The organism is Streptomyces ossamyceticus, assembly GCF_001418475.1.
Classification (GTDB): domain Bacteria; phylum Actinomycetota; class Actinomycetes; order Streptomycetales; family Streptomycetaceae; genus Streptomyces; species Streptomyces ossamyceticus.
Genome location: NZ_LIQX01000640.1, coordinates 1 through 11,443 on the forward strand (window position 1 = coordinate 1; position 11,443 = coordinate 11,443).

The window sequence follows — 11,443 nt, forward strand, 5'->3', positions numbered from 1 at the left end:
CGCCCAAGCGGAAGCCCGGTGCCCCGCCGGCGAACCCGCCCCACCAGTTGGCCGCCGTCTAGCCCTGGCTACCCTGGACGCATGGACTACGTCTCCGCGCTGCTGCCCCCCTTCGTGATGGCCGCACTGTTCATCGGTGTCATCAGGGTGATCGTGAAGACCCAGGGCGGCCCCAACAAGGCCAAGGAGGACGCGGCCGTCGACGCGGCNNACCTCAACGGCGTACGACTCGTGTGTTTTTCGAGTCGTACGCCCTTTTTGTTCACCTTCTCCGGATATCGTGCGGAACTGTGCCTCGCCCATTGGGAGAACTCGAAGACGCGGTCATGACGCGGGTGTGGAAGTGGAACCGCCCGGTCACCGTTCGGGAAGTCCTGGAAGATCTGCAACAGGAACGGTCCATCGCGTACACGACGGTGATGACCGTTCTGGACAATCTCCATCAGAAGGGCTGGGTCCGCCGGGAGGCGGAAGGCCGGGCCTATCGATATGAGGCGGTCTCCACGCGCGCCGCCTACGCGGCCGCTCTCATGAACGAGGCCTGGTCGCAGAGCGACAACCCGGCGGCCGCTCTCGTCGCCTTCTTCGGGATGATGAGCGAGGAACAGCGGCAGTCCCTCACCGACGCCGTACGCATCGTGCAAGGCCCCGAAGCGCTCGCGCCGCCCGCCCCCGATGCCGAAACCCCTGCTGAAACCGGCGCCGAATCCACCGAATCGTCCGGCGAAACAAGGGGCACCCCCGGCCAATCCCCGGACCACCCCGGGCGATAGCGTCCGCTCATGCCAGCAGAGAGTCCCGAAGTCACCGCTAAAGCCCTCACCGTCCGACGGGCTCGGACCAGCGATGTCCCGCACGTACGCCGGCTCCTCGACTCCTACGTCCAGCGCCGCATCCTGCTCGACAAAGCGACGGTGACGCTTTACGAGGACATCCAGGAGTTCTGGGTGGCGGAGCGGGGCTCCGGTGCGGACGCGGAGGTCGTGGGCTGCGGGGCACTGCACGTGATGTGGGAAGACCTCGCGGAAGTCCGCACTCTCGCGGTGAACCCGGAGGCGAAGGGACTCGGGGTCGGTCACCGGTTGCTGGAGAAGTTGCTGGAGACCGCTCGCTGGCTGGGTGTTCGCCGGGTTTTCTGTCTGACCTTCGAAGTCGAGTTCTTCGCGAAGCACGGCTTCGTGGAGATCGGCGAGACGCCCGTCGACACCGATGTCTACGCGGAGCTGCTGCGTTCCTATGACGAGGGCGTCGCGGAGTTCCTCGGTCTCGAACGAGTGAAACCGAACACCTTGGGCAACAGCCGGATGCTTCTGCATCTGTGATCGTCGGGCGATCGGCAAGGACTGGCGGCTTCCGAAGGAGCCTCAAGCGCTATTCCGCAGCCGACGCCTTGCCCGGGTTCCCTATGTCCGAAACGCGCATGTTTTCGGTCTGTCCCGGCTCCCCGGTCTCTCCTCGCCCTCTCCCCGGTCTCTCCCAGGGGTTTGTGTTTTTCCTGGAAAAGCGGTTTGCTTTCCGACGTACTGCAGTACTGCATATAACAGGGGACGTGAAACAGCGGCGGGTGCCGCAGGTCCTCGGCCCCGACGTTATCGATGAAAGGAAATCCGGTGGCACAGAAGGTTCAGGTCCTTCTTGTCGACGACCTCGACGGCGGCGAGGCGGACGAGACCGTGACGTTCGCGCTGGACGGCAAGACGTACGAGATCGACCTCACGACCGCCAACGCGGACAAGCTTCGCGGCCTTCTCGACCCCTACGTCAAGGGTGGTCGGCGTACCGGAGGTCGTGCTGCCGGCGGGCGCGGCAAGACCCGCGCCGCTTCCGGCGGCAGCCAGGACACCGCGGCCATCCGCGCCTGGGCGAAGCAGAACGGCCACGAGGTCAACGACCGCGGTCGTGTCCCCGCCGCCATCCGCGAGGCCTACGAGAAGGCCAACGGCTGAGACTCGGACGGTCCGGTGCTCGCGCGCCGCAACCGGACGCGGTGGCAGTGCGTCGCCACCGTGTCCACCACCCGTACGAGGTCGGGGGTGCCCGCGGCGCCCCCCAACGCCGACATCGTCGGCAGCGAGGGTTCGACCTCGCGTCCCGGCTCGGGGGGCCGCAGCCATACGGCGGCCCCCTGTGAACCGGTGCCCTCCGGCATGCCCCCGCGCCCCGTGGCCCCGCCCGCGGGTGCCGGCGCCTCGATGTGACCGCCCGTTCCCACGGCTGTGAGGTCCAGGTCGAGGCCGCCCCAGTCCAGCCACTCCAGCAGTCCCGGTACCTCCTCGGCGCCGCCCGCCGCGACCAGCAACCACATCCGCCCGTCGCGCACCGCCACCGGCGAGCCCGGCCCCGGAATCGGGCCCAGGTGCCGCAGCGCCGCGAACCCCGCCTCCGCCGGCACGTCGAGCACATCGAAGCGCAGCCCCGTAATGAGGTGTACGGGCGTCCCGGGCACGGTCGCCCAGCCGAGATCGTTCTCGTACCAGTGCCGTACCGCGTCGCTCGGGTCGCCCGAGACGGCGCACGGCATTTCGCGCGGGGCATCGCCCGAGACATCGCCCGAGATGTCGCTCGGGTCGAGCGGTCGGCGGGGAAGGGGGACGATGGCCATGTCAGGAGCAACCGTGCAAAGGGGCCCGGAGTTACGCTGGGTGTCGGCGCGGATGCACAGGGTGCAGCGAAAGGGGGCGTTCAGCGGTGGGTAGCGACGCAAGGATGTTCGCCCTTAGCGGAGGGAACCGGTGCACCCGGCATGGAGTGTCAGTCCCTACGGGTAAGACATCCCTAGTGGGAGGGGGCGACGCGCAGGAAAGGCCGTCTCACGTTCGCCATCGGCGTACTGATGGTGGGGGTAACTGCCTGGCCTGCGGGAACATCGTCTCGCACCATCGGGTTGGAGCAGATGTCGGCGTTCGGGACCCAGGAGGCAGCAACTTCTGTCTCCGCGAGAGCGGAGGTGAACCGGACGGTGTCGGCAGTTGGAATGAGCGGTCCCCGCTTGCGGGACTAAGCTGCGGAAGGACAGAGAGGGGAGCGTCCCCTTACTGCCTGACCGCTCTGAGGAGCGATTAACGATGTTCGAGAGGTTCACCGACCGCGCGCGGCGGGTTGTCGTCCTGGCTCAGGAAGAAGCCCGGATGCTCAACCACAACTACATCGGCACCGAGCACATCCTCCTGGGCCTGATCCACGAGGGTGAGGGTGTCGCCGCTAAGGCCCTGGAGAGCCTCGGGATTTCGCTCGAGGCGGTCCGCCAGCAGGTGGAGGAGATCATCGGTCAGGGCCAGCAGGCCCCGTCCGGCCACATCCCCTTCACCCCCCGTGCCAAGAAGGTCCTGGAGCTGTCGCTCCGCGAGGCCCTTCAGCTGGGCCACAACTACATCGGCACGGAGCACATCCTGCTCGGCCTGATCCGTGAGGGCGAGGGCGTCGCCGCCCAGGTCCTGGTCAAGCTGGGCGCAGATCTCAACCGGGTGCGGCAGCAGGTCATCCAGCTGCTCTCCGGCTACCAGGGCAAGGAGACCGCCACCGCCGGCGGTCCCGCCGAGGGCACCCCCTCCACCTCCCTGGTCCTCGACCAGTTCGGCCGGAACCTCACCCAGGCCGCTCGTGAGTCCAAGCTCGACCCGGTCATCGGGCGCGAGAAGGAGATCGAGCGGGTCATGCAGGTGCTGTCCCGCCGTACCAAGAACAACCCGGTCCTGATCGGTGAGCCCGGCGTCGGCAAGACCGCCGTCGTCGAGGGCCTCGCCCAGGCCATCGTCAAGGGCGAGGTGCCCGAGACCCTCAAGGACAAGCACCTCTACACCCTGGACCTCGGCGCCCTGGTCGCCGGCTCCCGCTACCGCGGTGACTTCGAGGAGCGCCTGAAGAAGGTGCTCAAGGAGATCCGCACCCGCGGCGACATCATCCTGTTCATCGACGAGCTGCACACGCTGGTCGGTGCGGGTGCCGCCGAGGGCGCCATCGACGCCGCTTCGATCCTGAAGCCGATGCTGGCCCGCGGTGAGCTCCAGACCATCGGTGCCACCACGCTGGACGAGTACCGCAAGCACCTGGAGAAGGACGCGGCCCTCGAGCGCCGCTTCCAGCCCATCCAGGTCGCCGAGCCGTCCCTGCCGCACACGATCGAGATCCTCAAGGGTCTCCGTGACCGGTACGAGGCCCACCACCGCGTCTCCATCACCGACGAGGCCCTCGTCCAGGCCGCCACCCTGGCCGACCGGTACATCTCGGACCGCTTCCTGCCGGACAAGGCGATCGACCTGATCGACGAGGCCGGTTCCCGGATGCGCATCCGCCGGATGACCGCGCCGCCGGACCTCCGCGAGTTCGACGAGAAGATCGCCGGTGTCCGCCGCGACAAGGAGTCCGCGATCGACTCGCAGGACTTCGAGAAGGCCGCCTCCCTGCGCGACAAGGAGAAGCAGCTCCTCGCCGCCAAGGCCAAGCGCGAGAAGGAGTGGAAGGCCGGCGACATGGACGTCGTCGCCGAGGTCGACGGCGAGCTGATCGCCGAGGTCCTCGCCACGGCCACCGGCATCCCGGTCTTCAAGCTGACCGAGGAGGAGTCCAGCCGCCTGCTCCGCATGGAGGAGGAGCTGCACAAGCGGGTCATCGGCCAGAACGACGCCGTCAAGGCGCTGTCGAAGGCGATCCGCCGTACGCGCGCCGGTCTGAAGGACCCGAAGCGTCCGGGTGGTTCGTTCATCTTCGCCGGCCCGTCCGGTGTCGGTAAGACCGAGCTGTCCAAGGCGCTCGCCGAGTTCCTCTTCGGCGACGAGGACGCGCTGATCTCCCTCGACATGTCGGAGTTCAGCGAGAAGCACACGGTGTCGCGTCTCTTCGGTTCGCCCCCCGGCTACGTGGGCTACGAGGAGGGCGGCCAGCTGACCGAGAAGGTCCGCCGCAAGCCGTTCTCCGTCGTCCTCTTCGACGAGGTCGAGAAGGCCCACCCGGACATCTTCAACTCGCTGCTGCAGATCCTGGAGGACGGTCGTCTGACCGACTCCCAGGGCCGGGTCGTGGACTTCAAGAACACGGTCATCATCATGACGACCAACCTCGGCACGCGGGACATCTCCAAGGGCTTCAACCTGGGCTTCGCGGCCTCGGGTGACACGAAGACCAACTACGAGCGCATGAAGAACAAGGTCTCGGACGAGCTGAAGCAGCACTTCCGGCCCGAGTTCCTCAACCGTGTGGACGACGTCGTCGTCTTCCCGCAGCTCACCCAGGCCGACATCCTGCGGATCGTCGACCTGATGATCGGCAAGGTGGACGAGCGCCTCAAGGACCGGGACATGGGCATCGAGCTCTCCCAGTCCGCGAAGGAGCTGCTGTCCAAGAAGGGCTACGACCCCGTGCTGGGCGCCCGGCCGCTGCGCCGGACCATCCAGCGCGAGATCGAGGACACGCTCTCGGAGAAGATCCTCTTCGGCGAGCTGCGCCCCGGTCACATCGTGGTCGTCGACACGGAGGGCGAGGGCGACACCCAGACCTTCACCTTCCGCGGCGAGGAGAAGTCGGCGCTGCCCGACGTCCCGCCGATCGAGCAGGCGGCCGGCGGTGCCGGGCCGAACCTGAGCAAGGACGCGTAGTCCGCTGCGCAGGGCTTGAGCGACAAAAGGGGCTGCCCCGGGACTTCGGTCCCGGGGCAGCCCCTTTTCGCGTGGCGGACGGCAGGGGGCGCTCAGAGCACGCTGTCCGACATCTCGACGGCGACCGGCACCGACAGAAGCCCGAGAACGCGCTCCGGGACCGCGTCGACGTCCGGCGCCAGGTGAATTGTGGCGGTCCGCAGGTTGGGAAAGAGCTCAGGCACTTTCGAGAGGTCCTCGGTCCCCGTGAACGAGTTGAGCCGTAGATGGGTGACGTTCGGCAGAACAGGGCCCGCTACCCACCCGACGGCGTTCCAGTAGACGCGCAAATTCTCCGGGGCGGGCATGCGGACGATCTCCCCGAAGTCGTCCGCGATGAGCCTTTCGAGAAGCGTGGCAAGGCTCAGGGTCTTCACTGAGCGCAGTTGTCCGAGTCCGGGCAGAGCAGTGTGTTTGAGTGCGCTTCTGGTGAATCACAGATACTCCGGCGGCAACCTCGTTGGAAGGGCCTCGTCGACGAAATCGGCGCACAACGGGATACCGAGGTCCAACGCCCCCGGCGTCGGTGAAGCCGAGGACATGAAGTGCGCGGGGGTTTTCCAGACCCGGAAGGCTATTCAAGGCCGGCCAGGTGAGCGGAAGTTCGGTCAGCGGCGTCAGATCGTCGACGAGGGAACCGGTGCCGTCGATGTCCAGATGAGTGAGCCGGTCCAGCCCTCTCAGGAAGTCCGGACTCCGCAGAATTCGGTTGTCCCGGACGACGAGTGCGCGCACTCGCCCGGGAAGCAGGACGGCACGGAGCGCGGCGGGGTCGAGGTCGCCCACGATCGGCTCCGGCACGAGCGGACCACAGGAGGCCGGCAGCCGGGCCTCCTCGGTGACGCGGAGAGGAATCAACCGTGGGGGTGCGGTGCGTAGTCCGGGTCACATTTGCGCGGGGGTTCTCGGGCCGGGGCGGTGACATGGCGCATAGGGCCTGCGTCACTTACTAGGCGGAATAGTTACGGGGCGGCTGTGGGGCAAAACGGACTTTTGGTGCGCTGTTTGGGTGGGTGTGGGTTGAGGTGCAAGGCTTCGGGGGTTTTGGGGGGCGAGGTGGCGAGTGAGAGGGCTGCGGGCTTGTACGGCCTTGTGTCGTAGATGGGGGGTTTTGGGTGACGGGGGAAGTGCGGGTACCAAGGGACGTGCCATTCGGCGGTCGCAGCTGAGCGCCGGGTGGTCTTCGTGTGCCTCCCGAGGCACCGGTCCCTGTCTCCGTCCCCCGTGAGGTCACCCATGTCGCAGCGCGTTCGCTCCCCCCGTACCCGTATGTCCGCCCTTCGTGTCCGTGCCGCCGTCGTGGCCGTCGGAGTGGGAGCCTCGGGTGTGCTGGGCGTCGGGGTCGCGGCCGCGGCCGGCGGTGCTCAGAGCGCCGGCACCGTCCAGACCTCGGGTGTCGCCCAGGCCGCCGCGGCCAAGAAGGCGACCTCGTGGGTCACGCCCGTCAAGGGCTACAAGCTCAGCGCCCGCTACGCCCAGGCCGGCAACATGTGGAACTCCACGCACAGCGGCCAGGACTTCGCCGTCAAGAGCGGTACGGCCGTCTTCGCCGCGCACGGCGGCACCGTCGTGAAGGCCGGCGGCAACGGCGCCGGTGACGGCCCCGCGTACGGCAACGCCGTCGTCGTCAAGCACGGCAACGGCACGTACTCGCAGTACGCCCACCTCTCCCGCGTCCAGGTGAAGGTCGGGCAGATCGTGAAGACCGGGCAGCGCATAGCCCTCTCCGGCAACACCGGTAACTCCAGCGGGCCGCACCTGCACTTCGAGATCCGTACGACCGCGAACTACGGCTCCGCCGTCGACCCCGTCGCCTTCCTGCGCGGCAAGGGCATCTCCCTCTGACCGACGGCGTGACGCGCCCTCAGACGCCCGGCGTGCCCGTGTGCGCCTGGGTCACCAGATCGATCGCGACCTCCAGGACGGCCTTGCGCTTGTCCTCGGGGTCGCCTTCGACGTCCCGGAGCACGAACATCCCGGCGTGCATGGTGAACAGGGCGCTGATGCAGCGGACCTGATCGGTCAGGGCGGCGTCCGGCTCCTTGATGGTGTCGATCAGGCGCAGCATGCGGTCCTTGAACGACTCGCCGACGCTCAGCTCCCGTACCGTCGCCTGGTTCTCCTGCATGAAGCGGAAGAGGGGCGCCACGTCGGCCAGGGCCTGGCTGTAGCGGCGCAGGATCTCCTGCTTGGTGTCGAGAGTGCGCGGCTGGTGGTCCGCCCACTCGATCAGTTCGTCGATCGGGCGCTGGAGGTCCTGGAAGAGGCTGACGAGGATGTCCTCCTTCGTCTTGAAGTGGTAGTAGAGCGCCGCCTTCGTCACCTCCAGACGCTCGGCGATCTCCCGGAGCGAGGTCTTCTCGTAGCCCTGCTCGGCGAAGAGTTCGAGGGCGACGTCCTGGATGCGCTGACGGGTGTCCCCGCGGCGATGCCGTTTCGGCGCCGCGCCGGCGGGCGTCACGCCGACGGGCGTGGTACCGGCGGGCGTCTCGCCGTCGGCTGTCGTCTCGCTCATCCTGCTACTCCTCGTCGCCATGACCCCGGTGGTGGGTCAAGCCTCTGCCAAGCCCGCCGAACTTACTTGACGACCGGCTAGTTGGGGGCCTAGTTTCCCCAAGTGTAGTCAACTAGCCGGGCGGCAAGTAAGTAGGGAAGCGGTCCGGGGGGAAGGAAGGACCGCCATGAGCGCGGACACCGAGAAGGAAGCGACCAGAGGGGCCGACGGGGCCGGAGGGGCGGTGGGCGCCGCCGCCGTGACCGCCGCCGCGACCGCCACCGTGGGTGACGAAGCCGTTCGAGACGCGGTGCGTGACACCGTCCCCGGCGGTACGCCTGACCGGGCTGCCGAGGGGGCTTCCGCAGGGGCTCCCGGCCAAGTCTCCGGCGGGGGCGAGGGCGCGAAGGAGCCGCAGCCGCGCAGTGTGCGCGTCGTGCTGTTCGCCCTCATGATCGCGATGCTGCTGGCCATGCTCGACAACATGATCGTGGGCACCGCGATGCCGACGATCGTGGGCGACCTCGGCGGGCTCGAACACCTGTCGTGGGTGGTGACCGCGTACACGCTCGCGACCGCCGCCTCCACCCCCATCTGGGGCAAGCTCGGCGACCTCTACGGCCGCAAGAGCGTCTTCATGACCTCGATCGTGATCTTCCTGATCGGATCGGCGCTCAGCGGCATGGCCCAGGACATGGGCCAGCTGATCGGCTTCCGCGCCCTCCAGGGCCTCGGCGCCGGCGGACTCATGGTCGGCGTCATGGCGATCATCGGCGATCTGATACCGCCGCGGGAGCGGGGCAAGTACCAGGGCATGATGGCCGGTGTCATGGCCCTCGCGATGATCGCGGGGCCGCTGGTCGGCGGGACCATCACCGACCACTGGGGATGGCGCTGGTCCTTCTACATCAACCTGCCGCTCGGCGTGGTCGCGCTGGCCGCCATCAGTGTCGTCCTGCATCTGCCGAAGCCGTCGCGCGAGGCGCGGTCGGCGCGGAGCATCGACTACCTGGGCGCGGCGCTGCTGACCGTCGGCATCACGGCGATCGTGCTGGTCACGACGTGGGGCGGCACCGAGTACGCGTGGGGGTCGGCCGTCATCATGGAGCTGGCCGCGATCGGTGTGGCCGCGCTCGTAGGGTTCCTGTTCGTGGAGACCAGGGCGGCCGAGCCGGTGATGCCGCTGCACATCTTCCGCAGCCGGAACTTCACCCTGATGTCCCTGATCGGGTTCATCACCGGGTTCGTGATGTTCGGCGCGGTCCTCTTCCTCCCGCTCTACCAGCAGTCCGTGCAGGGCGCGTCCGCGACCAACTCCGGGCTGTTGCTGCTGCCGATGCTGGGCGCGATGCTCGCGGTGTCGATGGTCGCCGGGCGCGTGACCACGGGCAGCGGACGCTACAAGGTGTTCCCCCTCGTCGGCAGCGTCCTGATGATCGCGGGACTCTTCCTGCTGGCGCAGATGGACACCGGGACGAGCCGGGTGACGTCCGGGGTGTTCATGGCGGTGCTCGGCGCCGGTATGGGATGCCTGATGCAGATCACCATGCTCGTCGCGCAGAACAGCGTCGAGATGAAGGACATGGGCGTCGCGTCCTCCACGACCACGCTGTCCCGGACGCTCGGGTCGTCCTTCGGCGTCGCGATCATGGGCGCGCTGTTCAACAGCCGGGTCCAGGACGTCATGGCCGAGCGGGCCGGGGCGCTGGGGTCCAAGGTGACCGAGCAGTCCGCGCAACTGGACGCGGCGAGCCTGGCGAAGCTGCCGGTGCCGGCGCGGGAGGCGTACCAGTTCGCGGTGTCCTCCGGCACGCACTCGGCGTTCCTGCTGGGCTCCGTGGTGGCCGTCCTCGCGCTGGTGGCCGCGGTGTTCGTGAAAGAGGTGCCGCTGCGGGGAGCCGGGGGGCCGCCCGTGGCGGGCGAATAGACAGCGGAGTAGACGGCGGGGGGGCAGACGAAGCCGAAAGCACCGTCTCGTGAAGGGCAGGGGTTCGTGCCCCTGCCCTTCAGGCTGTCGTCTGCCCTTCAGGCTGTCGTCTCGCCCGACATGGGCAGCATCGGGTAGCTGCCGGTGTTGGTGGGGGCGTGTTCGGGGAGCCAGAGGACGGCCACGGCGCCCTCCGCCGGTACGGAGTCCGGGGCGCCGGGCGGGCGGACGTTGCGGAAGGTGAGGCGGGCGCCGAGGACCCGGGCCTGACCGGCGGCGATGGTGAGGCCGAGGCCATGGCCCTGGCCGGCGCGGTCCGAGGCGCCGGTACGGAAGCGGCGCGGGCCGTCGGCCAGCAGCTCCTCGGGGAAACCGGGACCGTGGTCGCGGACCCGGATGACCCGCCCCTCGACGGACACCTCGATCGGCGGCTTGCCGTGCTTCGCCGCGTTGGCCAGCAGATTCAGCAGCACCCGCTCCAGGCGGCGGGGGTCCGTCGTCACCTCCGACTCATGGACCACCTGCACGCGCACACCCGCGTCCCGCGCCGCCACCCGCCGGCTCACGAACTCGCCCAGCATGATGTCCTGCAACTCGGCCCGCTCCGACGCGCCGTCGAGCCGTGCCACCTCCAGCACGTCCTCGACGAGCGTCCGCAGCGCCTGGGCCCGGTCGCGGACCAGCTCGGTGGGGCGCCCCGGAGGGAGCAGTTCCGCGGCGGTGAGCAGCCCTGTTACCGGGGTGCGCAGCTCATGGGCGATGTCCGCCGTCACCCGGCGCTCCGCCTCGATCCGCTGCCGCAGGGTGTCGGCCATGGCGTCCACCGCCCGCGCCAGCTCGGCGGTCTCGTCCCGCGTGACCCCGCCGATCGCGTCCTGCACCCGTACGTCCGTCTCGCCCTTGGCGACCTGGTTCGCGGCGGCCGCCGCCTTGCGCAGCCGGCGGGACATCCGCCCGCCGATGAGGACACCGAGGGCCGAGCCGCCGAAGACGACCGCGATCGAGCCGATGAGCAGGGCCTGGTCGAGATCCCGCAGCACCGTCGAGCTGTGGTCGGTGTGCGTGTGCAGCGACAGCACCCGGTTGTCCTTCAACGGCACCGCCGCCCAGATGTCGGGCACCCCGTCGGGGCCCTCCGAGACATACGTCGCCCGGCGGCTCTCCATGACCTTGGCCAGCAGGTCCTGCGGGATCTCGGGGTCGTTGATCCGCACCCCGAACGCCCCCGACTTCAGCGGGCGCCCCGACTCGTACATGCGCTGGGCGACCTGGATGCGCTCGTCGGCCAGGTCACGCGCGTTGTCCAGCATCGACACCCGCGCCGCGTTGTGCACGACCAGGCTCAGCGCGATCGCCACCAGCGCCCCGACGAACGCGATCGCCGCGCTGAGC

At 68.7% G+C, this 11,443-nt stretch carries 11 protein-coding genes; 7 read left to right on the plus strand and 4 right to left on the minus strand.

What is annotated here, in order from left to right; all coding sequences use genetic code 11:
• Nucleotides 1-326 precede the first annotated feature (326 nt).
• The 3 genes from AOK15_RS35495 to AOK15_RS35505 all read left to right on the plus strand — a co-directional run bounded on the left by AOK15_RS35495 (nt 327) and on the right by AOK15_RS35505 (nt 1,946).
• The gene (locus AOK15_RS35495; RefSeq protein ID WP_055522482.1) at nt 327-773 is read left to right on the plus strand and encodes a BlaI/MecI/CopY family transcriptional regulator; all 447 of its coding nucleotides are present in this window, start codon (nt 327-329) and stop codon (nt 771-773) included.
• A gap of 9 nt (nt 774-782) precedes the next feature.
• Entirely contained in the window at nt 783-1,322 is a 540-nt protein-coding gene (locus AOK15_RS35500) for an amino-acid N-acetyltransferase (protein ID WP_055522484.1), read from the plus strand.
• Between the two features lie 288 nt (nt 1,323-1,610).
• Entirely contained in the window at nt 1,611-1,946 is a 336-nt protein-coding gene (locus AOK15_RS35505; protein ID WP_055522487.1) for a histone-like nucleoid-structuring protein Lsr2, read from the plus strand.
• Here AOK15_RS35505 and AOK15_RS35510 read toward each other — a convergent pair.
• The gene (locus AOK15_RS35510; RefSeq protein ID WP_055522489.1) at nt 1,925-2,602 is read right to left on the minus strand and encodes an SCO3374 family protein; all 678 of its coding nucleotides are present in this window, start codon (nt 2,600-2,602) and stop codon (nt 1,925-1,927) included. The genes AOK15_RS35505 and AOK15_RS35510 overlap by 22 nt on opposite strands.
• Before the next feature lie 463 nt (nt 2,603-3,065).
• On the opposite strand from AOK15_RS35510, the gene AOK15_RS35515 reads away from it, so the two are divergent.
• Complete coding sequence (locus AOK15_RS35515; RefSeq protein WP_055522491.1) at nt 3,066-5,591, plus strand: ATP-dependent Clp protease ATP-binding subunit; 2,526 nt, start codon at nt 3,066-3,068, stop codon at nt 5,589-5,591.
• A gap of 92 nt (nt 5,592-5,683) precedes the next feature.
• On the opposite strand, the gene AOK15_RS35520 is transcribed toward AOK15_RS35515, so the two are convergent.
• On the minus strand, nt 5,684-6,007 hold the full coding sequence (locus AOK15_RS35520) for a hypothetical protein (protein ID WP_055522493.1): 324 nt from the start codon (nt 6,005-6,007) through the stop codon (nt 5,684-5,686).
• 37 nt (nt 6,008-6,044) lie between these two features.
• On the opposite strand from AOK15_RS35520, the gene AOK15_RS46235 reads away from it, so the two are divergent.
• Entirely contained in the window at nt 6,045-6,509 is a 465-nt protein-coding gene (locus tag AOK15_RS46235; RefSeq protein ID WP_157870471.1) for a hypothetical protein, read from the plus strand.
• Nucleotides 6,510-6,866: 357 nt separating this feature from the next.
• Complete coding sequence (locus AOK15_RS35530) at nt 6,867-7,475, plus strand: M23 family metallopeptidase (protein ID WP_107099587.1); 609 nt, start codon at nt 6,867-6,869, stop codon at nt 7,473-7,475.
• 19 nt (nt 7,476-7,494) lie between these two features.
• Here the strand turns inward: AOK15_RS35530 and AOK15_RS35535 are convergent, their stop codons facing one another.
• The gene (locus AOK15_RS35535) at nt 7,495-8,145 is read right to left on the minus strand and encodes a TetR/AcrR family transcriptional regulator (protein ID WP_055522500.1); all 651 of its coding nucleotides are present in this window, start codon (nt 8,143-8,145) and stop codon (nt 7,495-7,497) included.
• 166 nt (nt 8,146-8,311) lie between these two features.
• On the opposite strand from AOK15_RS35535, the gene AOK15_RS35540 reads away from it, so the two are divergent.
• Nucleotides 8,312-10,051 carry an MDR family MFS transporter gene (locus AOK15_RS35540; protein WP_240508748.1) on the plus strand — a complete coding sequence of 580 codons (1,740 nt, stop codon included), beginning with the start codon at nt 8,312-8,314 and terminating at the stop codon, nt 10,049-10,051.
• Nucleotides 10,052-10,149: 98 nt separating this feature from the next.
• Here the strand turns inward: AOK15_RS35540 and cseC are convergent.
• The coding region (gene cseC / locus AOK15_RS35545) for a two-component system sensor histidine kinase CseC (RefSeq protein ID WP_055522501.1) at nt 10,150-11,443 on the minus strand (1,294 nt) is incomplete at its 5' end.

Coding starts and splice junctions, on each gene's coding strand:
- AOK15_RS35515 (WP_055522491.1), top strand. CDS start 3,066: ATGTTCGAGAGGTTCACCGACCGCGCGCGGCGGGTTGTCGTCCTGGCT.
- AOK15_RS35500 (WP_055522484.1), top strand. CDS start 783: ATGCCAGCAGAGAGTCCCGAAGTCACCGCTAAAGCCCTCACCGTCCGA.
- AOK15_RS35535 (WP_055522500.1), bottom strand. CDS start 8,145: ATGAGCGAGACGACAGCCGACGGCGAGACGCCCGCCGGTACCACGCCC.
- AOK15_RS35510 (WP_055522489.1), bottom strand. CDS start 2,602: ATGGCCATCGTCCCCCTTCCCCGCCGACCGCTCGACCCGAGCGACATC.
- AOK15_RS35530 (WP_107099587.1), top strand. CDS start 6,867: ATGTCGCAGCGCGTTCGCTCCCCCCGTACCCGTATGTCCGCCCTTCGT.
- AOK15_RS35495 (WP_055522482.1), top strand. CDS start 327: ATGACGCGGGTGTGGAAGTGGAACCGCCCGGTCACCGTTCGGGAAGTC.
- AOK15_RS35540 (WP_240508748.1), top strand. CDS start 8,312: ATGAGCGCGGACACCGAGAAGGAAGCGACCAGAGGGGCCGACGGGGCC.